Below are 24,046 nucleotides of genomic sequence, written 5' to 3' on the forward strand. Positions count from 1 at the left end.
TGAATTGTAGCCTGCACAAGGAGGAAAAGAATGAGTAACAAAGTGATCGATACCGCTAGCGAAATGGTCCAGCCTATACTAGACAATCTTCAGCTTGAACTCGTTGACATCGAATTTGTCAAGGAAGGTCCAAACTGGTTCCTTCGCGTGTTTATTGATTCTGAAGACGGCGTTGACATCGAAGAATGTGCCAAGGTTAGCGAAGCTCTTAGTGAAAAGCTTGACGAGGCTGATCCAATCAAGCAAAATTACTTTCTTGAAGTATCATCTCCCGGAGCTGAACGGCCTTTAAAGAAAGAAGCCGATTTCATGAAAGCGCTCGGAAAAAACGTATATATTAAAACGTATGAACCTATTGAAGGCAATAAAGAGTTTGAAGGTAAGCTTTCTGCATTTGACGGTGAAATCGCGGAGATTACAGTCACGATCAAAACACGGCAGAAAAAAATCAATATTCCATATGAAAAAATAGCCAAAGCAAGGCTGGCTGTTACGTTCAATTAATTTTTGACTGTTTAAGGGGGAAACCATAAACATGAGTAGTGAGTTGTTAGATGCCCTGACTGTTCTTGAAAAAGAAAAGGGAATCAGTAAGGACATTATTATTGAAGCGATTGAAGCTGCGCTCATCTCCGCCTACAAGCGGAACTTTAACCAGGCGCAGAACGTCAGGGTCGACTTGAATCGCGACACCGGTTCAATCCGCGTTTTCGCCCGCAAAGACGTCGTGGATGAAGTCTATGATCCGCGGCTGGAAATCTCGATTGAAGACGCGAGAAGCATCAACCCGAACTATATTGTCGGAGATGTCGTGGAAATAGAAGTGACACCGAAGGACTTCGGACGCATCGCCGCCCAGACAGCCAAGCAGGTGGTCACTCAGCGCGTCCGTGAAGCGGAGCGCGGCGTCATCTATTCAGAATTTATCGACCGTGAAGAAGATATCATGACAGGTATCGTCCAGCGGATCGACAGTAAGTTCATCTATGTATCTTTGGGCAAAATCGAGGCGCTTCTGCCGGCCTCAGAACAAATGCCAAATGAAGTCTACAAACCTCATGACCGAATCAAAGTGTTTATCACAAAAGTGGAAAAAACCACGAAGGGTCCGCAGATTTATGTTTCAAGAACTCATCCAGGCTTATTAAAACGGCTCTTTGAAATCGAAGTCCCTGAAATTTACGATGGAACGGTCGAGCTTAAATCTGTGGCGAGAGAAGCGGGAGACCGCTCCAAAATTTCCGTCCGGACAGATGATCAAGATATCGATCCGGTCGGTGCCTGCGTCGGACCTAAGGGCCAGCGCGTCCAAGCGATCGTCAATGAACTGAAAGGCGAGAAAATCGACATTGTTCATTGGTCAAACGATCCGGTGGAATTTGTCGCCAATGCGTTAAGCCCGTCTAAAGTGCTTGATGTCATCGTCAATGAGGAAGACAAGGCGACAACGGTCGTCGTTCCTGATTACCAGCTTTCACTGGCGATCGGCAAAAGGGGTCAAAATGCCCGCCTAGCGGCAAAGCTGACAAGCTGGAAAATCGATATTAAAAGCGAAACAGATGCAAGAGAACTTGGTATTTATCCAAGGGAGCTTGAAGAAGAGCCTGAAGAGCTTTTCCTAGAAAGCGAAACTCCAGAATCGGATGAAGATGAATAAGAGGTGACCTTTGGTGAAAAGCCGAAAGAAGATCCCGCTTAGAAAGTGCGTCGTAACAGGGGAAATGAAGCCTAAAAAGGAGCTTATCCGCGTCGTCCGTTCGAAAGAAGGGGAAGTTTCCGTAGACCCGACTGGCAAAAAGAACGGCCGGGGAGCTTACCTTACGCTTGAGAAAGACGTCATTTTAACTGCAAAAAAGAAAAACAGCTTAGCAAATCAGCTTCAAGCACAAATTGATGATCAGATTTTTGATGAATTGCTGGAACTGGCAGAAAAGGAGAACAGATAAATGTCGGAGTCAGAATGGTTTTCCTTGCTGGGTCTGGCGAATCGAGCTCGAAAGGTCGTGTCCGGAGAAGACCTGGTTGTGAAAGAAATCAGGCATTCACGCGCAAAGCTTGTTTTGCTTGCAGACGACGCTTCGGCTAACACGGAGAAAAAAGTAACAGACAAATGCAAACACTACGATGTGCCTGTCAGAAAAATCGCAGATCGTACGCTGCTGGGCCGTTCAATCGGCAAAGACTCCCGTGTGGTTGTCGCCGTAACTGATCAAGGTTTTGCGAATACGTTGCTCCGAAAGCTCGATTAATTTTTTTGGGGGTGAACGAATGGCTAAAATGAGAGTTTATGAATATGCAAAAGCCATAAATGTTTCAAGTAAGGATATTATAGCGGCACTAAAAGGTATGAATATTGAAGTCAATAACCATATGGCGATGATTGAAGAAAATGCAATCAGACAGCTTGACCAAAAATTCAAAAAAGGCGGCCAGCCTGCCGCAAATAAGCAGGCCGGAAACAAAAGGAACGCCGATCAAAGCGGCCAAAAACAGCCGCAGCAAGAAGCCGCAAAACAGAATGCCGGAACTAAACCAAACAAAAATCGAGATGGAAAGAAGAATAACGTGCAGAATACTCAATTTAACAATAAAAACAAAAAGAAAAACAACAACAACAAAAACAACAACAAAAAGAACAAGCGCAATAAAAACCATCAGTCTCCGCAGGAGAAACAGTTCAAGCCGAAAAAAGAGCTGCCTGAAAAAATTGAATTTACGAATTCGATGTCGGTCGGTGCTCTTGCTGAAGAGCTCGGAAAAGAGCCGTCAGAAATCATTAAAAAACTGATGCTGCTCGGCGTCATGGCGACGATCAACCAGGATCTTGACAAAGATACGGTAGAACTGATCGCTTCAGAATACGGTGTTGAAGTGGAAGAAGTGATCGTCCATGAAGAGACCGAATTTGAAAAATACGAAGAGCCGGATCAAGAGGAAAATCTTGAAATCCGCCCTCCTGTCGTTACGATCATGGGCCACGTAGACCATGGGAAAACAACGCTTCTCGACAGCATCAGAAAAACGAAAGTTGTTGAAGGTGAAGCGGGAGGCATCACACAGCACATCGGCGCTTATCAAATTGAAGAAAACGGGAAGAAAATTACATTCCTCGATACACCGGGGCACGCTGCATTTACAACAATGCGCGCCCGCGGAGCGGAAGTAACCGATATTACGATTCTCGTTGTAGCGGCAGATGACGGAGTTATGCCTCAAACTGTTGAAGCGATCAACCATGCTAAAGCGGCTGAGGTGCCGATTATCGTCGCCGTCAACAAAATCGATAAACCGGCGGCCAATCCGGACCGCGTCATGCAAGAACTGACAGAGCACGGCCTTGTTCCTGAAGCATGGGGGGGCGAGACGATTTTCGTTCCGCTTTCAGCACTTTCAGGAGAAGGAATCGACGGACTCATTGAAATGATCCTGCTTGTCAGTGAAGTCGAGGAGCTCAAAGCGAATTCAAACCGCAGAGCGAAAGGAACGGTCATCGAAGCCGAGCTTGATAAAGGAAAAGGTTCTGTGGCGACATTGCTCGTTCAAAACGGAACACTGCAGGTCGGTGATCCGATCGTTGTTGGAAATACATTCGGCCGCGTGCGCGCGATGGTCAACGATCTCGGCAGACGCGTGAAATCAGCTGGCCCGTCAACTCCTGTAGAAATTACAGGGCTAAACGAAGTTCCGAATGCAGGGGACCAGTTCCTTGTGTTCAAAGATGAAAAAACAGCCCGTTCAGTCGGAGAAGCGCGCGCTTCGAAACAGCTCGAAGAACAGCGCAGCGATAAAGCGAAGCTCAGCCTTGACGATTTATTTGAACAGATCAAACAAGGCGATGTCAAAGACATTAATCTCGTTGTCAAAGCAGATGTTCAAGGCTCTGCTGAAGCCCTTGCCGCAGCACTGCAAAAAATCGAAGTCGAAGGCGTCAGAGTAAAAATCATTCATACAGGCGTAGGTGCGATTACCGAATCAGATATTATTTTAGCTTCTGCATCAAATGCAATTGTCATCGGGTTTAATGTCAGACCTGACGGAAATGCTAAGAGTACCGCCGAAGCCGAAAATGTGGATATCCGCCTTCACCGTATCATTTATAAAGTCATCGATGAGATTGAAGCGGCCATGAAAGGCATGCTTGATCCCGAGTATGAAGAAAAAGTGATCGGAATGGTTGAAGTCCGTCAAACATTCAAAGTCTCCAAAATCGGTACGATTGCCGGAGGCTATGTGACGGAAGGAACGATCACGCGTGACAGCGGAATCCGCTTAATTCGCGACGGCGTCGTCATCTTTGAAGGAGAAGTTGATGTTCTCAAACGCTTTAAAGACGATGTAAAAGAAGTTTCACAAGGGTATGAATGTGGTATCACCATTAAGAAATACAATGACATACGTGAAGGCGACATGATTGAAGCGTATGTTATGCAAGAAATTGAAAGAAAGTGATCGGTTTCGTTGAATGCGAGTGCATCATATATGATGCATCATCACTCAAGGAAAAACGGGCGGTGCTGAAGCGGATCATCACAAGAGTCCGCGCGAAGTTTAACGTTTCTGTTTCAGAAATTGACTACCAGGATACTTGGCAGCACACAAGCTTCGGAATCGCCGCCGTTTCTTCCTCTCGCGTTCAAACGGAAAAAGAGCTGCAGCGGGTTCTAGCCTTTATCGACTCTTTTCCGGAAATTGAACGGACGATCACGAGAACAGAGTGGTTTTAACGTAGAGGTGGTATGATCATGACGATGAGAGCTACCCGTGTGGGGGAGCAGATGAAAAAAGAACTTGGCGACATTATCGGAAGAAAGCTGAAAGATCCGAGAATCGGATTTTTAACAGTAACAGATGTCAGAGTCTCAGGTGACCTGCAAATTGCCAAAGTGTATATTTCCGTTCTTGGCGATGAAAAGAAAAGGGAAGAGACACTGCATGGCTTGGCAAAAGCGAAGGGCTTCATTCGTTCTGAATTGGGGAATAGAATCAGGCTTCGCAAAACACCTGAAATCCAGTTTGAATTCGATGAATCCATCGATTACGGAAACCGTATCGAAACATTGATTCACGAGCTGAATTCAAACAAAGAAGAATAAGAAGCTAATCTAGGATAGGCGGTCGACTGCCTGTCCTTTTTAGCTGACATCAGAAAGGGGCGAAAAACGGCATGTACAACGGAGTCCTGCTTTTACATAAACCGGTCGGCATGACATCCCATGACTGTGTCATGAAGATCCGCAAACTGTTAAAAACAAAAAAAGTCGGTCATACAGGGACACTGGACCCTGAAGTGTCAGGTGTTCTTCCCATCTGTATCGGGAGGGCAACCAAAATTGTCGAGTACCTGACTGAAAAATCAAAAACATATGATGCCGAGATTACCCTCGGCTTTTCAACGACGACAGAGGATCAGACGGGAGAGATCACGGAAAAGACACCTGTCGGCACACCGCCTGATGAAAAGACCGTTGAGAGCGTCCTCAAAAGTCTTGAAGGAACGATCGAACAAGTCCCGCCGATGTATTCTGCAGTTAAGGTCAACGGAAAAAAACTGTATGAGTACGCAAGAGCGGGAATCGAGGTTGAAAGACCTAAGCGGACCATCACCATCCATCATATTGAACTGGCCTCAGCGATCAGCCGCGAACATGATACGGCCCGCTTCCGGTTTCGCGTGACGTGTTCAAAAGGAACCTATGTCAGGACATTGGCGGTCACGATAGGGCAAAAGCTCGGGCTTCCCGCCCATATGTCCCACTTGATCAGAACGGCATCAGGCCCATTCTCGCTTGATGAATGTCTGACCTTTGAACAGATTAAAGAATGTATTGAAAACGGCACATTGTCTGAACAGCTCGTTGCAGTCGAGCGTGCGCTTGATCATTTGCCGAAATGGATAATTAGTGATACATTAGCTAAGAAAGTGGAAAATGGAGCAGTGCTGGAAACACCTGAGAGCTTTTCTGACTTGACAAGCGATGACCGTCTTGCAGTCTTGACAGAAGCGGGCCGGTGTACAGCCATCTATTATCCGCATCCGACAAAACCCGGCCTGTTGAAGCCGGCAAAAGTACTTGTGCAAAAAAGCGAACAATAAGAAAAGGTGACCGTTCTTGAAGACGATACATATTTCCCACCCCCACGATCTGAAGCGTGAGGATTTTCCAAAATCAGTTATGGCATTAGGCTATTTTGACGGTGTTCACCTGGGACATCAGCAAGTGATTCTTACGGCCAAAAACACGGCGGGCAGAGAAGGCGTCAAAACGTCTGTGATGACCTTTCATCCTCATCCCTCAGCCGTTCTGAAAAAAGGCCGGGAGCCGAAAGACTTAATTACGCCTTTGAGCGAAAAAGTAAATATCATCGAAGAGTTAGGAGCCGATTTTTTATACATCGTGGAATTCAGCCCTGAATTTGCTTCCCTCGCACCGGAGGACTTTATCGATCAGTATATACTCGGGTTCAATGTGTCCCATGTCGTCGCAGGCTTTGATTTTACCTTCGGGAAATTTGGAAAAGGCACAATGGGAAACTTCCAGGAGTATGCAAAAGGCCGCGTCAAAAGCACGGCTGTCGAAAAATATTCAGATCAGGATCAAAAGGTCAGCTCCACAAGGATCCGCTCCGTTCTCGGAGCCGGCGATGTCGAATATGCTGCTGAATTGCTCGGCAGACCGTACTATGTGAAAGGCGTTGTCATCCACGGTGATAAAAGAGGGCGTACGATCGGATTCCCGACGGCCAACATCGGCCTTTCAGGCACATACATTGTGCCGCCTACAGGCGTGTACGCCGTCAAAGCGGAAATAGCCGGATCATCATTCAATGGCGTCTGCAATGTCGGATACAAGCCGACTTTTTACGAACAACGCCCCGGCCAGCCTTCAATTGAAGTGAACTTATTTGATTTTAATCGAGAAATATACGGAAGCGAAATGAAGATCGAATGGTATAAACGGCTGCGAAGCGAGAAAAAATTCGGGAGTGTCGATGAGCTGGTTGAACAGATCTCAAAAGACAAAGCAGAAGCGATCCGCTTTTTTAAAGAGCGGAAGGCTGCTGAATATTTCAAAAATATGTATTGAAAAGCAAATACTCGTCAACAATGAAGAGTGAATAATAAATAGTTGCATAAAGGCTGTCTTTCTAGTATCATATTGTCTGTAGCTTTAAAACCGCTCACTTGGCAAATCGAATCACCGGCGTTTGCTAGGTAACCGGGGCTAATATTATATGGAGGTGAAACAGGATGGCAATTACTCAAGAGCGTAAAAACCAACTCATCAATGAGTTCAAAACACACGAATCTGACACGGGATCACCGGAAGTTCAGATCGCTATCCTAACAGATTCAATCAACAATCTGAACGAGCATTTACGCACTCACAAGAAGGACCATCACTCACGTCGCGGTCTTCTTAAAATGGTAGGTAAACGTCGTAATCTTCTTACGTATCTTCGTAACAAAGACGTAACTCGTTACCGTGAGTTGATCAACAAACTTGGATTACGTCGATAATCGTAAAAAGCGGGAGGATTCCCGCTTTTTTATCGTATAAGAACGAATATCCGGCAATTCCAAAATACGTTGTTCATATAAATGATCATAAATGACATGATTCAATCTTTACATAGCACTTTGCCATTGATATGTTCAATTCATTTCGTTCATAATAGGAGTAACCTAAAAACTATCCGAAGAGAGGAGTTCATATAAGAATGGGACAAGAGAAACACGTCTTTTCCATAGATTGGGCCGGACGAAAGCTGACTGTTGAAACCGGCCAGCTTGCCAAACAAGCAAACGGAGCCGTTATGGTGCGTTATGGAGATACTGCGGTACTCAGCACAGCCACGGCTTCAAAAGAACCTAAAACCGTTGATTTCTTCCCTTTAACCGTGAACTATGAAGAAAGGCTTTACGCCGTCGGCAAAATTCCGGGCGGATTTATTAAAAGAGAGGGGAGACCAAGCGAAAAAGCGATTCTCGCCAGCCGTTTAATCGATCGGCCGATTCGCCCGCTGTTCGCAGACGGTTTCCGAAATGAAGTTCAAGTTGTCAGCATCGTCATGAGTGTTGATCAGGATTGTTCGTCAGAAATGGCGGCGATGTTCGGTTCATCCCTTGCACTTTGCGTGTCAGACATTCCGTTTGAAGGACCGATTGCCGGTGTGACAGTCGGCCGGGTTGACAACGAATTTATCATCAATCCGACGCTTGAGCAGCTCGAAAAAAGCGATATCCATTTAGTCGTAGCCGGAACGAAGGACGCCATCAACATGGTGGAAGCGGGCGCAGAGGAAGTTCCCGAACAGATCATGCTTGAAGCCATCATGTTCGGACATGAAGAAATTAAGCGTTTAATCGCCTTCCAGGAAGAAATCGTCGCGGCTGTCGGAAAAGAAAAATCAGAAATCACCTTGTATGAGATCGATTCCGATCTGAAAGACAAAGTGAAGGCAATGGCTGAAAGCGATCTTTTAAAAGCCATTCAGGTTCACGAAAAGCATGCGCGCGAAGACGCGATCAGCGAAGTGAAAAAAGCAGTCTTGGCCAAATTTGAGGAAGAAGAGCATGATGAAGACACACTGAAACAAGTAAAGGACATTTTGTCACAGCTTGTTAAAAACGAAGTGCGCCGCCTGATCACCGAAGACAAGGTACGCCCTGACGGCCGTGGTGTCGATGTGATCAGACCGCTTTCTTCAGAAGTCGGACTGCTTCCGAGAACGCACGGATCAGGACTCTTTACAAGGGGACAGACTCAGGCGCTCAGCATCTGTACGCTTGGTGCGCTCGGTGATGTTCAGATTCTGGACGGTCTCGGCGTTGAAGAATCAAAACGCTTTATGCACCACTACAACTTTCCGCAGTTCAGCGTCGGGGAAACAGGACCGATGCGCGGACCGGGACGCCGCGAAATCGGGCACGGTGCACTGGGAGAACGTGCGCTTGAACCGATTATCCCGTCTGAAAAAGACTTCCCGTACACAGTTCGGCTTGTCTCTGAAGTACTTGAGTCAAACGGTTCGACTTCCCAAGCGAGCATTTGTGCAAGCACGCTTGCCATGATGGATGCCGGGGTGCCGATTAAAGCGCCGGTTGCCGGAATTGCAATGGGCCTTGTCAAATCGGGCGAAAACTATACGGTCCTGACGGATATTCAGGGAATGGAAGATGCCCTTGGAGACATGGACTTTAAAGTAGCGGGAACTGCAAAAGGCGTAACCGCCCTGCAAATGGATATTAAAATTGCCGGCTTGTCAAGAGAAATTTTGGAAGAAGCCCTTCAGCAGGCGAAAAAAGGCAGAATGGAGATCCTTGACAGCATGATGAGCACATTGGCTGAATCAAGAAAAGAGCTGTCTCCGTATGCTCCGAAAATCTTGACAATGGCGATTAATCCGGATAAAATCCGCGATGTCATCGGGCCGAGCGGAAAACAAATTAATAAGATCATTGAAGACACAGGCGTTAAAATCGACATCGAACAAGACGGCACGATCTTTATTTCTTCCACTGATGAAAGCATGAACCAAAAAGCGAAGAAAATCATTGAAGACCTTGTCAGAGAAGTTGAAGTCGGACAGCTTTACTTAGGTAAAGTCAAACGGATTGAAAAATTCGGCGCTTTCGTTGAACTGTTCAGCGGAAAAGACGGTTTAGTCCATATTTCAGAGCTTGCGCTTGAACGTGTCGGCAAAGTTGAAGATGTCGTCAAGATAGGCGACGAACTCCTTGTAAAAGTAACGGAAATCGATAAACAGGGACGCGTCAACTTATCTAGAAAAGCTGTCTTGCGCGAACAGAAGGAAAAAGAAGAACAAAATTCGTAGTCTGTCCTTCTTCTGTCATAGTCATCAAAACAAAAAAGAAGCCTGGGTGACCTGGCTTCTTTGTTTTAAGGCCTAAAAACGGATCGGTTCTATCTTGTCCTTTTCTCACATATTTTTGTGGGGAAGGGGGGAGAGGGCAATTGAAAAGAACGATTGTTCGGTTTGCTGCTTTTATCTTTCTTATGGTGATGTCTTATCAGATGATGAAACATCCATACTCACCAAATTACATAGATGCGATGAGAAAAGACGCGGTCACTGTTGCAGCCCAAAAGGACGATCTATACCAGGAGCTGCTGCAAAAAGCGCCTGAATACGAAGTGAAAGCGCAAAACGCAAAAATCGATAAGATTTGGAAAGCGATGCCAGGCTATAATGGTGTAAAAGTGAACATCGAAAAATCATACAAAAAAATGAAACGGGCCGGCGCATTTCATGAAAAGCTTCTTGTCTACGACCAAGTCAGACCTGAAGTCCATTTATCGTCCCTGAAGCCCGAACCGATCTACCGCGGGCATCCTGATAAACCGATGGTATCGTTTCTCATCAATGTCGCCTGGGGAAATGAATATTTGGAAAAAATGCTTCCCGTTTTTAAAAAACATCATGTGAAAGCTACTTTCTTTCTGGAAGGCAAATGGGTGAAGAATCATCCGGCCTTGGCGAAATCCGTCTTAAGCGGCGGGCATGAAATCGGAAACCATTCATACAATCATCCGGATATGAGCAAACTGACGAGAGAACGAATCTCAGAGCAGCTAAGGATGACAAATGAGCAAATTAAAGACACCCTCGGGATAAAACCGAAGTGGTTTGCACCCCCGAGCGGCAGTTTTCGCAAAGAGGTCGTCGATCAGGCCCATTCAATGGGAATGGGAACGGTGATGTGGACAGTTGATACGATCGATTGGCAGAAACCGCAGCCGGCCGTCTTGCAGCAGCGGGTATTAAGCAAAGTACATAACGGCGCCATGATATTAATGCATCCGACAGATCCAACTGCCGAAAGCCTTGATGTTTTAATTCAAAACCTGCATGAAAAAGGCTATCGAATCGGAACTGTCTCACAGCTTCTCAATGAAGAAAGGCTTGTTGAAGAATAGGATGTGCGGCCCGTTCTTTGAATAGGAGGAACAGATTTGATTAAACGGTATACTTGTCAAAATGGGGTAAGAATCGTATTCGAAAACAATCCTACAGTCCGGTCGGTGGCTATCGGAGTTTGGATTGGAACGGGATCAAGACATGAAACACCGGAGATTAACGGCATTTCGCATTTTCTGGAGCATATGTTTTTCAAAGGCACAAAAACGCGCACGGCCAGAGATATCGCGGAGTCTTTTGACAGAATAGGCGGTCAGGTCAATGCGTTTACCTCAAAGGAGTATACGTGCTATTATGCCAAAGTTCTTGATGAGCATGCGGACTATGCTTTGGAAGTGCTCTCAGACATGTTCTTTCATTCAACATTTGACGAGGAAGAATTGAAAAAAGAAAAAAACGTCGTCTATGAAGAGATTAAAATGTATGAGGACACACCTGATGACATCGTCCACGATCTGCTCAGCAAAGCATCATACGGAAGCCATTCCCTCGGCTATCCGATTCTCGGCACGGAAGAAACGCTTGCTGAATTTGACGGTGATGCCTTAAGAAAATATATGGACGAATATTACACGCCGGATCGCGTCGTCATTTCGATTGCCGGCAATGTTCCTGAGCGCTTTATTCAGGAAGCTGAAAAGCATTTCGGCTCCTATGAAGCAAAAGGAAAAAGAACGGGGATGTCAAAACCTGATTTTCACCATGAAAAAATGACGCGCAAAAAAGAAACCGAACAAGCCCACCTCTGCCTCGGCTTCGATGGATTGGAGGCCGGGCACCCTGACATTTATGACTTGATCGTGCTCAATAATATTTTGGGAGGAAGCATGAGCAGCCGGCTCTTCCAAGATGTCCGTGAAGATAAAGGACTCGCTTATTCCGTGTTCAGCTATCACAGTTCATTTGAAGACAGCGGTATGATGACGATATATGCGGGAACCGGCGCCGGCCAGCTTCAGGTTCTTTCAGAAACGATTCACGAAACGCTTCGCGTGTTAAAAAGAGAAGGCATCACACCGAAAGAACTTGAAAACAGCAAAGAGCAGATGAAAGGCAGCTTAATGCTCAGCCTTGAAAGCACAAACAGCAAAATGAGCCGAAACGGGAAAAACGAGCTGCTGCTTGGAAAACACCGGACGCTGGATGAGATTATCGAAAAATTGAACGGCGTGAATCTCGAGCGGGTCAACAGCCTTGCAAACCGGATTTTTACGGACGATTATTCTTCGGCTTTGATCAGTCCGACGGGGGAACTTCCAAAATAAACATGAAAACATGCTTGTCTTTTTAGGCAGGCATGTTTTTTGCTGTTCGTACATACATCATACAAAAGGGGGTTTTTTCATGAGGCTGAGCGAACTTTCGGGAAAAGAAATCGTAGATATCAAGCGGGCTGAGCGCCTTGGCGTTCTGGGGCAGACAGATCTCGAGATCAACGAACAGGACGGGCAGATTACGGCCCTCATCATCCCTTCGGTTAAATGGTTCGGTCTTGGCAGAAAACAGGGAAATGATATCAAGGTGCCCTGGGCGCAGATTCAAAAAATCGGATCGGACATAATCATTCTCGATGTTCCTGAAGACAGCGGAATAAAAGACGAATAAGCCGGCGGCAGCCGGTTTTTTTATATTCTTGGATTCCCCGCCCGCGGGTTTTATGATTTTTCCTTCTGATAAATTTTATTTCAATTCACCGCTATTTCCTTTTTGTCATATGATGAAATTAGCTTATGGAATTAGATCCTTGTCAAAAAGAAGGTGAATGTTAGAGCCATGTTAACCGGATTGACGATTGCAATCATCGGCGGTGATGCGAGGCAGCTTGAAATCATCCGCAAGCTGACGGAACAGGACGCGAACGTTTTTTTGGTCGGTTTTGATCAGCTTGACCACGGATTTACCGGAGCTACAAAATTAAAGTTAAATGAACTGGACTTTGGAACAGTAGACAGCTTGATTCTGCCTGTATCAGGCACATCCGCAGAAGGTGCGGTTGCGACTGTTTTCTCCAATGAAGAAGTGAAGTTAAAACAGGAGCATTTGGAAAAAACCGAGCCTCACTGCACCATCTATACGGGGATTTCAAATCAATATTTAGACGGAATGGCAAAAGGGGCAAACCGCCGGCTTATCAAGCTTTTTGAAAGAGACGATATTGCGATTTACAACTCGATACCTACAGTTGAAGGGGCCATCATGATGGCCATACAGCATACTGATTATACGATTCACGGCTCAAATGTCATGGTTCTCGGGCTCGGGCGGACAGGAATGAGCATCAGCCGGACTTTTTCGGCTCTCGGAGCGCGTGTTAAAGTCGGCGCCCGCGATTCCGCCCACCTCGCCAGAATTATGGAAATGGGCCTCACTCCTTTCCATACAAACGAACTTGGAGAACATGTTGAAGATACTGATATTTGCATCAATACCATTCCAAGCCTCATTCTCGATAAAAACGTCCTCTCACGAATGACACCCAGAACCCTGATTCTTGATTTAGCGACCCGTCCAGGAGGGACTGATTTTGACTTTGCCGAGAAACAGGGCATTAAAGCGCTGCTCGCTCCAGGACTTCCCGGCATTGTCGCGCCTAAAACGGCAGGTCAGATCATCGCCAATGTTTTGTGTAACCTTCTGTCACAATCAACAACCGACCGAAAGGGGCTGTCATAATGTCGATCAAAGGGAAAAGAATCGGATTTGGCCTTACAGGCTCACATTGCACGTATGATGCCGTATTTCCGCAAATTGAAGAGCTTGTAAGTAAAGGGGCGGAAGTCAGACCGATCGTGACGCATACTGTAAAATCGACGGACACACGCTTTGGAGAAGGGGCAGAGTGGGTGAAGAAAATTGAAGAGCTGACAGGTTTTGAAGTGATTGATTCCATTCCGAAAGCGGAGCCTCTCGGGCCGAAAACACCGCTTGACTGTATGGTGATTGCGCCTTTGACGGGAAACTCAATGAGCAAGCTTGCGAACGCGATGACGGACTCTCCGGTTCTCATGGCGGCCAAGGCGACGATTCGAAACTCCCGGCCGGTCGTCCTGGGCATATCAACAAATGATGCGCTCGGTCTTAACGGTGTCAACCTGATGAGACTGATGACGACAAAAAACATCTTCTTCATTCCGTTCGGTCAGGATGACCCTTATCAAAAGCCGAATTCACTCGTCGCCAAAATGGATCTTTTGCTGCCGGCGGTCGAAGAAGCGCTATCCTATAAACAAATCCAGCCCGTTCTGATAAACAATGATCAATAAATCTTTCTAAAAATAAAGATGTAACAAAAAATATCAATCACCCGGCTCACTTCTATGTTAAAATAAAATGTAAAATGCATAGTCAACCAATCGTCACGACGATTAAGGTGGAAGGAGTTTTACAATTGGGCAGAGGATTACATGTAGCAGTAGTTGGTGCGACAGGCGCTGTAGGACAGCAAATGTTAAAAACACTAGAAGACAGAAATTTTGAACTGGATAAACTGACTTTATTATCCTCAAAGCGTTCAGCAGGTACGAAGCTTACATTTAAAGGTAAAGAGTATACTGTGCAGGAAGCTCGTCCAGAAAGCTTTGAAGGCGTAAACATCGCGCTGTTCAGCGCTGGAGGCAGCGTTTCACAGGCGCTTGCTCATGAAGCTGTCAAACGCGGTGCGATTGTCATTGACAATACGAGCGCATTTCGGATGGATCAAAACACTCCGCTCGTCGTTCCTGAGGTCAATGAGGGAGATTTGCATCAGCATAACGGCATTATTGCAAACCCGAACTGTTCAACCATTCAAATGGTTGTTGCGCTTGAGCCGATCCGCAAGGCTTTCGGTTTAAATAAAATCATCGTGTCGACCTACCAAGCGGTATCAGGAGCCGGAAATGAAGCTGTTGAAGAGCTCTACGGCCAAACGGAAGCCATTTTAAACGACAAGCCGTTCGAGCCTGAGATCATGCCGGTGAAGAGCGATGAAAAACACTATCAAATCGCATTTAACGCTGTTCCTCAAATTGATAAATTCCAGGATAACGGGTTTACGTTTGAGGAAATGAAAATGATAAATGAAACAAAAAAAATCATGCACATGCCTGAACTTCAAGTATCAGCGACATGTGTCAGACTGCCGATTGCAACAGGGCATTCAGAGTCCGTCTACATTGAAACAGACCGTGACGATGTAACTGCAGAAGACATACAAAACCTGTTAAAAGAAGCTCCTGGCGTCATCCTGCAAGATGATCCGGCCGAACAGGTATATCCGATGCCTGCCGATGCAGTAGGGAAAAAAGATGTGTTTGTCGGACGGGTGCGCAAAGATCTCGACCGTCCGAACGGCTTTCATCTTTGGATTGTTTCCGATAACCTGCTGAAAGGGGCGGCATGGAATTCCGTTCAAATCGCAGAAAGCTTAAAAGCTTTAAACTTAGTTTAAATATGTTAAGATTTCTAACGGGAGATGTGAGAAGAGAGTAAGGCTTAAAATCAGCCTGCTCTCTTCTGTTACGTCCGAAATGAACTTGGAGTGAAATAAATTGAAAATCATCGTTCAAAAATTTGGCGGAACGTCTGTAAAAGATGACCGCGGCCGACAACTGGCCTTAAGTCACATTCAAGAAGCGGTCAATGAAGGGTACAAAGCGGTTGTTGTCGTATCAGCCATGGGCCGCAAGGGAGACCCTTACGCAACCGATTCATTGCTTGATCTGCTTTACGGCGGACAGGATGCGATCACTGAACGGGAGCAGGATTTGCTGCTGTCATGCGGTGAAACGATTTCTTCAGTTGTATTTGCAAGCATGCTTTTGGAAAATGGAATGAAAGCTACGGCTTTGACGGGCGCACAGGCCGGCTTTTTAACAGATAACCAGCATACGAACGCAAAAATTCTTGAAATGAAACCGGAACGTCTTGTCAGCATGCTGGCCGAACATGATGCGGTTGTCGTCGCCGGTTTTCAAGGCGCCACGGCAAAAGGGGACATCACAACGATCGGCCGGGGCGGAAGCGACACATCGGCCGCTGCCCTTGGAGCCGCGTTGGACGCAGAATTTATAGATATTTTCACAGATGTAGAAGGCGTCATGACCGCAGATCCGAGAATCGTTGAAAAAGCAAAGCCGCTGCCCGTGATCACCTATACGGAAATCTGCAATTTAGCCTATCAAGGTGCAAAGGTAATCCATCCGAGAGCGGTGGAGATTGCCATGCAGGCGAAGGTGCCGATTCGGGTTCGGTCAACATATTCAAAGGAAACCGGAACGCTTGTGACAAGTCACCACACTTCAAAGGCCGGAAGCGACGTGTTTGAGCGGCTCATCACAGGGATTGCCCATGTAAAAGACGTGACCCAGTTTAAAGTTCCGGCAAAAGAAGGACAATACAATGTACAGACCGAAGTGTTTAAAGCGATGGCCAATGCCGGCATCAGTGTTGATTTCTTTAATATTACCCCAAGTGAAATTGTATACACGGTAGCCGGAAACATGACAGACCGTGCGCTCGGGATACTGAAAGAATTGGGCTATGAACCCGCCATAACGAGAAATTGTGCGAAGGTGTCAGCCGTCGGTGCGGGCATTATGGGTGTACCGGGCGTCACCTCTAAAATCGTTACCGCCCTATCGGAAAAAGGCATTCCGATTCTTCAGTCGGCAGACAGCCATACGACGATTTGGGTGCTTGTTCACGAGGAAAATATGGCGACGGCCGTAAACGCGCTGCATGAAGTGTTTGAACTATCAAAATAAATGTGATTGAATCATGATGAGGTGAAAAAAATGAATTTCGGAAATATTGCAACTGCAATGGTTACACCCTTTGACAAAAATGAAAATATCGATTTTCATAAATTGTCAAAGCTGATTGATTATTTGTTGAACAATGGAACGGATTCCCTCGTTGTTGCCGGAACAACCGGGGAATCGCCGACACTGTCAGAAGAAGAAAAAATAGCGCTCATTCAATACTCCGTCAAGGAAGCTGCCGGCCGTGCGCCAATTATCGCCGGCACAGGAAGCAACAACACGAAGGCGTCGATCAAACTGACAAAAAAAGCTGAAGAAGCCGGAGCAGACGCCGTGATGCTCGTGACGCCGTATTATAACAAGCCTTCTCAAGAAGGGATGTACCGCCACTTCAGAGCGATTGCAGAAGAAACATCGCTGCCGGTCATGCTTTATAACGTGCCTGGCAGGACGGTGGCTTCGCTTGCTCCTGAAACGACGATCCGTCTGGCGGAAATTCCTAACATCGTTGCGATTAAAGAAGCGAGCGGCGATCTCGACGCCATCACGAAAATCGTTGCTGAAACACCTGATGATTTTGCCGTGTATTCAGGCGATGACAGCCTCACCCTGCCTGCTTTGTCTGTCGGAGGCAGAGGAATCGTTTCCGTTGCATCACACATCATCGGGCCGGAAATGCAGGAGATGATCAAACATTATATCGACGGGAATACGGCACAAGCAGCCTTGATCCATCAGAAGCTTCTCCCGCTGATGAAAGGCCTTTTCGCAGCTCCGAATCCGTCTCCTTTAAAGACGGCTCTTCAGCTGAAGGGTCTTGACGTCGGATCTGTCCGGCTCCCTTTGATTCCGCTAAATGAAGATGAACGACTCCGTTTAAGCAGCCTGATCAACGGCTTGTAAAAACCAATACGGACGAAAACGGTCATTCTCTTTTGGAGGGGATGGCCGTTTGTTATATACATAATGGTTCTTGTTTTCTAAAATTAAATTCAGGTATAATAGGGACAAGTGATGATGGACGGGTACTTAGATTAGGAGGATTACAATTTGAAAAAAAATACAGAAAATATTAGAATCATCGCCTTAGGAGGCGTCGGGGAGATCGGAAAAAACCTTTATGTCATTGAAATCGACTCTGACATATTCGTGGTTGATGCCGGACTCATGCATCCAGAAAATGAAATGTTGGGAATCGATGTCGTTATCCCTGACATTTCCTATTTAATCGAACGATCTGACCGCGTAAAGGCGATCTTTCTGACACACGGACATGAAGAAAACATCGGAGGCGTTTTTTACTGCCTGAACAAACTATCCGTGCCTGTTTACGGAACAAAACTGACGCTTGCCCTTTTAAAAGAAACGCTGAAGCAGTACGGTTCAAATAAAAAAGCTGATTTAAGAGAGGTCCATTCCAAGTCCGTTATTACATTTGAGTCAACAAAAGTGTCATTTTTCAGAACAAACCACAGCATCCCTGATTCCGTCGGTGTCAGCTTTAAAACTTCCCTTGGATCCATCGTTAGCACAGGCGATTTCAAATTTGACCAAACACCAGTTTTAAACCAGACGAGCGACATCGGCGAAATCGCCAAAATCGGCAACAGCGGTGTACTTTGTCTGCTTTCTGACAGCGCCAACGCTGAAAAGCCGGGCTATACGCCGTCAGAAGCCGTTGTGGGCGGTGAAATTTCCGATGTGATGTATAACGCGGAAAACCGTGTGATCGTTGCTGCATTCGCTTCAAACTTTAACCGGATTCAGCAGGTGATTGATGCCGCTCTTCAAAACGGCAGAAAACTTGCGGTTTCAGGAAAAAATATCTCCGCCATCCTGCAGCTCGCCATTAAGCTTGGCTATGTAACGGCAGACGAGGATATGTTCATCCCTGTCCAGGAAGTCAAAAAGCACCCGAAAAAAGAAGTTGCCATTTTGACCGGAGACAATCATGGAGAGCCGCTGGCTGCTTTGACAAGAATCGCAAAACAAGGGCATAAGCAGATTGATATTGAAGAAGGGGATACCGTTTTAATCGCATCCTCTCCAGTACCGGGCCAGGAATTGGTGTATTCCAAAGCCGTCGATCTTTTGACAAGAGCGGGTGCCCACGTTGTATTCGCACAAAAACGCGTCCATGTTTCAGGGCACGGCTGCCAGGAGGAGCTGAAGCTGATGCTGAATCTTCTGAAGCCGAAGTATTTAATTCCTGTAAACGGCGAATACAGAATGCAAAAAGCGCATTCCAAGCTTGCTGAAGAAATCGGAATGAAGCGGAGCGACATTTTTCTTGTTGAAAAAGGCGATGTCGTTGAGTTTCGCGGCCAAAACGTCAAAATCGGCGATAAGGTGCAGTCAGGCAACATTCTGATTGACGGGCTCGGTGTGGGCGATATCGGCAACATCGTACTCAGAGATCGGCGTCTCCTTTCCCAGGACGGAATCTTAATCGTTGTCATTACCCTTGATAAAAAGAAAAAATATCTTGTATCAGGACCCGAAATTATCACGAGAGGTTTTGTCTATGTCAGGGAATCTGAACAGCTGATCGTTGAAGCGACAGAGCGTGTCAGAGATATCGTCAAAGAAAGCACAGAAAACGCAGTCGTCGAATGGTCCGCCTTAAAACAAACCATGCGCGACGCCTTGAATCAATTCTTATATGAAAAAACAAAACGAAAACCAATGATCATCCCAATCATCATGGAAGTATAAAGAAAAACCAAGAGGATCCCTCTTGGTTTTTTACCTTAAAGCCCAGCTTGGCTTGAAAACGCTTGAAGTCTAGGAACGGCGAGCATCGGAGCGGAGCGTATGACTGATACGTGAGCACCGAAGCGCAGCCGTGACGACGAATGCAAGCGTTTCTCAACAAGCTGAAACCAAGAGGATCCCTCTTGGTTTTTTTATATTGTATGAAAAAAACGCCATTGTCCATAATACAAAAGAAACTCGAGAAAGAGGTGAGCCAGATGGATTCAAACCGGATACAAAACGGGGACGGACAAGGAGGGCAGCCGGACAAGCAGGACGGTAAAGACAATCTTGTCAACAAAATTCAGCAGCTTGGCCAAACGACGCTTCCGCAAATGGGGCAGGACTCAAACATTCACTGTCTGACCATCATCGGGCAAATTGAAGGGCATGTACAGCTTCCGCCCCAAAATAAAACGACAAAGTACGAACACGTGATTCCGCAGATTGTCGCAGTAGAACAAAATCCTAAAATCGAAGGGCTGCTCATTATATTGAATACAGTGGGCGGCGATGTTGAAGCAGGACTGGCGATAGCTGAAATGCTGGCGTCGCTGTCAAAACCGACGGTTTCAATCGTGCTCGGAGGCGGCCATTCAATCGGTGTTCCAATTGCCGTTTCCTGTGACCACAGCTATATCGCCGAAACCGCGACAATGACGATTCATCCGGTTAGACTGACAGGGCTTGTTATCGGTGTGCCGCAAACATTTGAATACCTTGACAAAATGCAGGAAAGAGTTATTAACTTCGTGACAAGCCATTCAAACATTTCGGAAGACAAATTTAAAGAGCTGATGTTTTCAAAAGGGAATCTGACCCGTGACATCGGAACAAATGTCGTCGGAAAGGATGCGGTCAAGGATGGTTTAATCGATGAGACGGGCGGAGTCGGCCAAGCGATCAATAAGCTCAATGAATTGATTGAACAGAACCGCGGCGGTGAGGAAAGGATGATTCAATGATTCTGTATACGACCATGCCGCAGGAAATCGTTTTCGCCGGGCAGTCAGAAGGAACGAACTTGAGACAAATCGATGTAAACGGCGTCCCGCTCCTGGTTGAAATGAATGGAGAAGAAGCCAGAGTGGTTCAGGTTCTCAGCACAAATCCAATGGATTTCTTAAAACAGGAGACAGCCCCAGGGCAGACGCTGAAACTGACATTTTATAAATAGCTGAAGTGTCACAAGGATAAATATGCTATAATAGGGGAATCCAGAGGAAAAATTGCAGCCGGAAGCAGGCTGCTTTCTCTTTGTTTTTATATTTTTTATTATGCAGTAAGGTGATGGAACATGGCAAAAAGAAAAAGAAAATCGAAAAAGAAACAAAAACAGGTCAAACGGATTAATCTTAAATTTGAATTGTACGGTTTAATTTGTATCGCCATATCGATCATTGCAGTTTTACAGCTTGGTGTTGCAGGTCAAACGTTCATTTACATGTTCCGTTTTTTTGCAGGAGAATGGTTTATCCTGTGTCTGCTAGCTCTCTTTTTAACTGGTGTATCGCTGTTTTGGAAGAAAAAAACGCCCAGCTTTCTGACGAGAAGAAAAGCGGGGCTTTATTGCATCATTGCAAGCATTCTGCTCCTGTCTCATGTTCAGCTGTTTCAGCACTTGGCAGACAGGGGAATGATCCAGTCTCCTAGCGTGATACAAAATACGTGGGAGCTGTTTATGATGGACTTGAAAGGCAAGACGGGCTCGCCTGATCTTGGCGGCGGAATGATTGGAGCGGTGCTGTTTGCGGCATCATATTTCCTGTTCGCCTCTGCCGGATCTAAAATTATTGCCATTTTTCTGATTCTGATCGGCCTCCTGCTGATCACTGACCGTTCGCTTCAGGAGACGCTGATTAAATGGACGGCTCCGGTTGCGTCTTTCATCAAAGATCAATGGCATGCGTTTCTTGCCGATCTCAAGCAATTGAAAAACAATACACCAAAAAAGAAATCAGGAAAAAAACGCAAAACGCAGCGGAAACCCACCGCTGCTGAAGACCCTGTACAGGAGCCGGAACCCGATCAGGAACCGGATCCGGTTATTCAATCCGAACCGATAATCTCAAGTTTTTCCGACCGTGACGAAACATCTGATGTACAAGCTTATGAAACGCCAGAGCCGGCTGAAACAGCTCCCGAACCCGAAGCGGATGGGGACATGCAAACCGCTCCGGAAATTACGTTTACAGAGCTTGAAAATAAGGACTATCAGCTCCCATCCATCAATTTATTAGATGATCCGAAGCATACGGGACAGCAGACCGACAAAAAAAATATTTATGATAATGCGAGAAAGCTTGAGAGAACATTCCAAAGCTTCGGGGTCAAAGCGAAAGTGACCCAGGTCCACCTCGGTCCGGCAGTGACGAAATATGAAGTCTATCCTGATGTCGGCGTCAAAGTGAGCAAGATTGTCAATTTGAGCGATGACTTGGCGCTGGCCCTTGCTGCCAAGGATATCCGCATCGAGGCGCCGATACCCGGGAAATCGGCGATCGGCATCGAAGTGCCGAATGCAGAGGTTGCGATGGTTTCCCTGAAAGAAGTGCTCGAATCCAAGCTGAATGACCGGCCAGATGCAAAGCTGATGATCGGACTTGGCCGGAATATTTCCGGAGAAGCGGTTTTGGCTGAATTAAACAAAATGCCCCATCTTCTTGTCGCAGGTGCGACGGGAAGCGGAAAAAGCGTCTGTGTCAACGGTATTATCACAAGTGTTTTAATGAGGGCAAAACCGCATGAAGTCAAAATGATGATGATCGATCCAAAAATGGTCGAACTGAACGTTTATAACGGGATTCCTCATTTGCTTGCTCCTGTTGTGACTGATCCGAAAAAGGCGTCACAGGCCTTAAAAAAAGTCGTCAATGAAATGGAGCGTCGCTATGAATTGTTTTCACACACGGGGACGAGAAATATCGAAGGGTATAATGATTACATTAAACGGATGAATGCATCAGAAGAAGCAAAGCAGCCCGAGCTTCCGTATATTATCGTGATTGTGGACGAGCTTGCCGATTTAATGATGGTCGCTTCTTCAGATGTTGAAGATTCAATCACAAGGCTATCGCAAATGGCCCGTGCAGCCGGAATCCATCTGATCATCGCAACGCAGCGCCCGTCAGTCGATGTCATCACTGGTGTGATCAAAGCCAATATTCCTTCAAGGATTGCTTTCAGTGTATCTTCACAGACAGATTCCAGAACCATTCTCGATATGGGGGGCGCTGAAAAGCTTCTTGGAAGAGGGGACATGCTGTTTCTGCCTGTCGGAGCCAACAAGCCGCTTCGCGTTCAAGGAGCCTTTTTATCAGATGAAGAGGTTGAAAAAGTCGTTGACCATGTCATTACTCAGCAAAAGGCCCAGTATCAAGAGGAAATGATTCCTGAGGAAACGACGGAAACGCTCAGTGAAGTGACAGATGATCTTTACGATGAAGCGGTCGGACTTGTCGTCAACATGCAGACGGCTTCCGTTTCCATGCTGCAAAGAAGGTTCCGCATCGGCTACACGCGGGCGGCCCGGCTGATCGATGCGATGGAAGAACGGGGCGTCGTCGGTCCTTATGAAGGATCAAAGCCCCGCGAAGTTCTGATGTCAAAAGAACAATATGAAGAGCTCTCTTCTTAAGAGAAGAGAGCTCAGTTTCCTATAAAAATATTATGTAAACTGTTCGTGTGAAAAAGCGTCTATTTATTTATTTGACAAAACATGATATAGTTATCCTCAATTAAAGGTAATTTGAATCTGATCTGGTCAGACGGAGGGAGAACATGTCGATAAAAGCTGACAATCAACGTTTATGTCTTAAAGTGATTGATCGGATAAAAGATGATATACAAAACGGAGTCTATCGTGAAAATGAGCAGCTCCCCTCTGAATTCGAGCTGTCAAAAATGATGGGCGTCAGCAGAACGGCTTTGCGGGAAGCGCTCAGCATATTGCAAGAAGAAAATGTCATCGTCAGAAGGCATGGCGTCGGCACTTTTGTAAACCCAAAGCCTTTATTCCTGTCAGGTATTGAGCAGCTGAACAGCGTCACGAAAATGATTGAACAGGCAAGCATGACCCCGGGAACCATTTTTATGTCTTCACAGGTGACCCATCCGACTGAAGACGACATGCTCCGCTTTCAGCTTACAGAAGACAGTGAAATCTTCCTGCTGGAGCGGGTGAGAACGGCAAATGGGACACCCGTTGTCTATTGCCTTGATAAAATACCGATGGCGATTCTGCCCAAAGGGTTTTCACATGAGCAGGAATCGATGTTTGGATGGCTGGAGAATAAGTCAGGTGCGGTCATCAGCTATGCGGTTGCAGACATCGTGCCAATCGGCTATCATGATACGGTCTCTCAAATTCTTGAGTGTGATCCGGAGACCGCTCTCTTGCTATTAAAGCAGATCCATTATGATCAAAATGACAGGCCAGTATTATATTCATTAAACTATTTTCGGGCTGATAAATTCAGGTTTCATGTCGTCAGAAAACGTTTTGAATAAAGGCGGGCGCTCAGAACGAGCGGCTGTTTTTTTGCATGTCATACATAAATACACCCACACTAAGCCACAATAATGGCTGGAAATATGAATGAATTGGGTGA

General features: G+C 46.1%; 24 protein-coding genes. All 24 read left to right on the forward strand.

All coding sequences use genetic code 11. The features are described 5' to 3' along the window. The first annotated feature begins 30 nt into the window (after window positions 1-30). The 24 genes from rimP (at window position 31) to BTA30_RS07180 (ending at window position 23,945) form a co-directional block, all read left to right on the forward strand. Window positions 31-504 (forward strand): ribosome maturation factor RimP, encoded by a 474-nt coding sequence (gene rimP, locus BTA30_RS07065; protein WP_076760555.1) that lies wholly within the window; start codon window positions 31-33, stop codon window positions 502-504. A 31-nt stretch (window positions 505-535) separates the two neighbouring features. After that, entirely contained in the window at window positions 536-1,657 is a 1,122-nt protein-coding gene (nusA, locus tag BTA30_RS07070; RefSeq protein WP_076760556.1) for a transcription termination factor NusA, read from the forward strand. A 13-nt stretch (window positions 1,658-1,670) separates the two neighbouring features. Next, window positions 1,671-1,946 carry an RNase P modulator RnpM gene (rnpM, locus tag BTA30_RS07075; RefSeq protein WP_076760557.1) on the forward strand — a complete coding sequence of 92 codons (276 nt, stop codon included), beginning with the start codon at window positions 1,671-1,673 and terminating at the stop codon, window positions 1,944-1,946. Continuing rightward, window positions 1,947-2,249, forward strand: a complete 303-nt coding sequence (locus BTA30_RS07080) for a YlxQ family RNA-binding protein (protein ID WP_076760558.1) — start codon at window positions 1,947-1,949, stop codon at window positions 2,247-2,249. A 19-nt stretch (window positions 2,250-2,268) separates the two neighbouring features. Further along, window positions 2,269-4,449 (forward strand): translation initiation factor IF-2, encoded by a 2,181-nt coding sequence (gene infB, locus BTA30_RS07085; RefSeq protein ID WP_076760559.1) that lies wholly within the window; start codon window positions 2,269-2,271, stop codon window positions 4,447-4,449. Continuing rightward, window positions 4,446-4,724, forward strand: coding sequence for a DUF503 domain-containing protein (locus BTA30_RS07090; RefSeq protein WP_076760560.1), 279 nt, complete (start codon window positions 4,446-4,448; stop codon window positions 4,722-4,724). The genes infB and BTA30_RS07090 overlap by 4 nt, the downstream gene beginning before the upstream one ends. Window positions 4,725-4,742: 18 nt before the next feature. After that, a complete protein-coding gene (gene rbfA / locus BTA30_RS07095; RefSeq protein WP_076760561.1) occupies window positions 4,743-5,093 on the forward strand; it encodes a 30S ribosome-binding factor RbfA in 351 nt (116 codons plus the stop codon). A gap of 71 nt (window positions 5,094-5,164) precedes the next feature. Next, window positions 5,165-6,094, forward strand: a complete 930-nt coding sequence (gene truB, locus BTA30_RS07100) for a tRNA pseudouridine(55) synthase TruB (protein ID WP_076760562.1) — start codon at window positions 5,165-5,167, stop codon at window positions 6,092-6,094. Window positions 6,095-6,110: 16 nt separating this feature from the next. Continuing rightward, window positions 6,111-7,085 (forward strand): bifunctional riboflavin kinase/FAD synthetase, encoded by a 975-nt coding sequence (gene ribF, locus BTA30_RS07105; protein WP_076760563.1) that lies wholly within the window; start codon window positions 6,111-6,113, stop codon window positions 7,083-7,085. A 164-nt stretch (window positions 7,086-7,249) separates the two neighbouring features. After that, complete coding sequence (gene rpsO / locus BTA30_RS07110) at window positions 7,250-7,519, forward strand: 30S ribosomal protein S15 (RefSeq protein ID WP_003220957.1); 270 nt, start codon at window positions 7,250-7,252, stop codon at window positions 7,517-7,519. A gap of 200 nt (window positions 7,520-7,719) precedes the next feature. Next, window positions 7,720-9,837 carry a polyribonucleotide nucleotidyltransferase gene (gene pnp / locus BTA30_RS07115; RefSeq protein WP_076760564.1) on the forward strand — a complete coding sequence of 706 codons (2,118 nt, stop codon included), beginning with the start codon at window positions 7,720-7,722 and terminating at the stop codon, window positions 9,835-9,837. Window positions 9,838-9,977: 140 nt separating this feature from the next. Beyond that, window positions 9,978-10,940, forward strand: coding sequence for a polysaccharide deacetylase family protein (locus BTA30_RS07120; RefSeq protein ID WP_076760565.1), 963 nt, complete (start codon window positions 9,978-9,980; stop codon window positions 10,938-10,940). 36 nt (window positions 10,941-10,976) lie between these two features. Next, window positions 10,977-12,206, forward strand: a complete 1,230-nt coding sequence (locus tag BTA30_RS07125; RefSeq protein ID WP_076760566.1) for a M16 family metallopeptidase — start codon at window positions 10,977-10,979, stop codon at window positions 12,204-12,206. A 79-nt stretch (window positions 12,207-12,285) separates the two neighbouring features. After that, the gene (locus BTA30_RS07130) at window positions 12,286-12,546 is read left to right on the forward strand and encodes a YlmC/YmxH family sporulation protein (protein WP_076760567.1); all 261 of its coding nucleotides are present in this window, start codon (window positions 12,286-12,288) and stop codon (window positions 12,544-12,546) included. 168 nt (window positions 12,547-12,714) lie between these two features. After that, on the forward strand, window positions 12,715-13,614 hold the full coding sequence (dpaA, locus tag BTA30_RS07135; RefSeq protein ID WP_076760568.1) for a dipicolinic acid synthetase subunit A: 900 nt from the start codon (window positions 12,715-12,717) through the stop codon (window positions 13,612-13,614). Next, a complete protein-coding gene (dpaB, locus tag BTA30_RS07140) occupies window positions 13,611-14,204 on the forward strand; it encodes a dipicolinate synthase subunit B (RefSeq protein ID WP_094777305.1) in 594 nt (197 codons plus the stop codon). Before dpaA ends, dpaB begins: the two co-directional genes overlap by 4 nt. Window positions 14,205-14,329: 125 nt before the next feature. Beyond that, window positions 14,330-15,370 (forward strand): aspartate-semialdehyde dehydrogenase, encoded by a 1,041-nt coding sequence (asd, locus tag BTA30_RS07145; protein ID WP_076760570.1) that lies wholly within the window; start codon window positions 14,330-14,332, stop codon window positions 15,368-15,370. A gap of 100 nt (window positions 15,371-15,470) precedes the next feature. Beyond that, a complete protein-coding gene (dapG, locus tag BTA30_RS07150) occupies window positions 15,471-16,685 on the forward strand; it encodes an aspartate kinase (RefSeq protein ID WP_076760571.1) in 1,215 nt (404 codons plus the stop codon). Window positions 16,686-16,715: 30 nt separating this feature from the next. Next, window positions 16,716-17,585 carry a 4-hydroxy-tetrahydrodipicolinate synthase gene (gene dapA / locus BTA30_RS07155; protein ID WP_076760572.1) on the forward strand — a complete coding sequence of 290 codons (870 nt, stop codon included), beginning with the start codon at window positions 16,716-16,718 and terminating at the stop codon, window positions 17,583-17,585. Between the two features lie 147 nt (window positions 17,586-17,732). After that, entirely contained in the window at window positions 17,733-19,397 is a 1,665-nt protein-coding gene (rnjB, locus tag BTA30_RS07160) for a ribonuclease J2 (protein WP_076760573.1), read from the forward strand. Window positions 19,398-19,654: 257 nt separating this feature from the next. Beyond that, entirely contained in the window at window positions 19,655-20,401 is a 747-nt protein-coding gene (locus BTA30_RS07165) for a ClpP family protease (protein WP_076760574.1), read from the forward strand. Continuing rightward, window positions 20,398-20,613 (forward strand): YlzJ-like family protein, encoded by a 216-nt coding sequence (locus BTA30_RS07170; RefSeq protein ID WP_076760575.1) that lies wholly within the window; start codon window positions 20,398-20,400, stop codon window positions 20,611-20,613. Before BTA30_RS07165 ends, BTA30_RS07170 begins: the two co-directional genes overlap by 4 nt. Before the next feature lie 120 nt (window positions 20,614-20,733). Continuing rightward, the gene (locus BTA30_RS07175; protein ID WP_076760576.1) at window positions 20,734-23,073 is read left to right on the forward strand and encodes a DNA translocase FtsK; all 2,340 of its coding nucleotides are present in this window, start codon (window positions 20,734-20,736) and stop codon (window positions 23,071-23,073) included. Window positions 23,074-23,216: 143 nt separating this feature from the next. Beyond that, window positions 23,217-23,945 (forward strand): GntR family transcriptional regulator, encoded by a 729-nt coding sequence (locus BTA30_RS07180; RefSeq protein ID WP_076760577.1) that lies wholly within the window; start codon window positions 23,217-23,219, stop codon window positions 23,943-23,945. Window positions 23,946-24,046: the final 101 nt, after the last annotated feature.

Origin of the sequence: Bacillus swezeyi (assembly GCF_001969815.1) — a bacterium.
Taxonomy (GTDB): domain Bacteria; phylum Bacillota; class Bacilli; order Bacillales; family Bacillaceae; genus Bacillus; species Bacillus swezeyi.

Excerpts from the sequence above, each read along its gene's own strand:
- rbfA (WP_076760561.1), top strand. The coding sequence starts at position 4,743 with ATGACGATGAGAGCTACCCGTGTGGGGGAGCAGATGAAAAAAGAACTT.
- rpsO (WP_003220957.1), top strand. The coding sequence starts at position 7,250 with ATGGCAATTACTCAAGAGCGTAAAAACCAACTCATCAATGAGTTCAAA.
- dpaA (WP_076760568.1), top strand. The coding sequence starts at position 12,715 with ATGTTAACCGGATTGACGATTGCAATCATCGGCGGTGATGCGAGGCAG.
- pnp (WP_076760564.1), top strand. The coding sequence starts at position 7,720 with ATGGGACAAGAGAAACACGTCTTTTCCATAGATTGGGCCGGACGAAAG.
- dapA (WP_076760572.1), top strand. The coding sequence starts at position 16,716 with ATGAATTTCGGAAATATTGCAACTGCAATGGTTACACCCTTTGACAAA.
- truB (WP_076760562.1), top strand. The coding sequence starts at position 5,165 with ATGTACAACGGAGTCCTGCTTTTACATAAACCGGTCGGCATGACATCC.
- infB (WP_076760559.1), top strand. The coding sequence starts at position 2,269 with ATGGCTAAAATGAGAGTTTATGAATATGCAAAAGCCATAAATGTTTCA.
- BTA30_RS07165 (WP_076760574.1), top strand. The coding sequence starts at position 19,655 with ATGGATTCAAACCGGATACAAAACGGGGACGGACAAGGAGGGCAGCCG.
- BTA30_RS07130 (WP_076760567.1), top strand. The coding sequence starts at position 12,286 with ATGAGGCTGAGCGAACTTTCGGGAAAAGAAATCGTAGATATCAAGCGG.
- rimP (WP_076760555.1), top strand. The coding sequence starts at position 31 with ATGAGTAACAAAGTGATCGATACCGCTAGCGAAATGGTCCAGCCTATA.
- BTA30_RS07175 (WP_076760576.1), top strand. The coding sequence starts at position 20,734 with ATGGCAAAAAGAAAAAGAAAATCGAAAAAGAAACAAAAACAGGTCAAA.
- BTA30_RS07170 (WP_076760575.1), top strand. The coding sequence starts at position 20,398 with ATGATTCTGTATACGACCATGCCGCAGGAAATCGTTTTCGCCGGGCAG.
- nusA (WP_076760556.1), top strand. The coding sequence starts at position 536 with ATGAGTAGTGAGTTGTTAGATGCCCTGACTGTTCTTGAAAAAGAAAAG.
- BTA30_RS07080 (WP_076760558.1), top strand. The coding sequence starts at position 1,947 with ATGTCGGAGTCAGAATGGTTTTCCTTGCTGGGTCTGGCGAATCGAGCT.
- BTA30_RS07180 (WP_076760577.1), top strand. The coding sequence starts at position 23,217 with ATGTCGATAAAAGCTGACAATCAACGTTTATGTCTTAAAGTGATTGAT.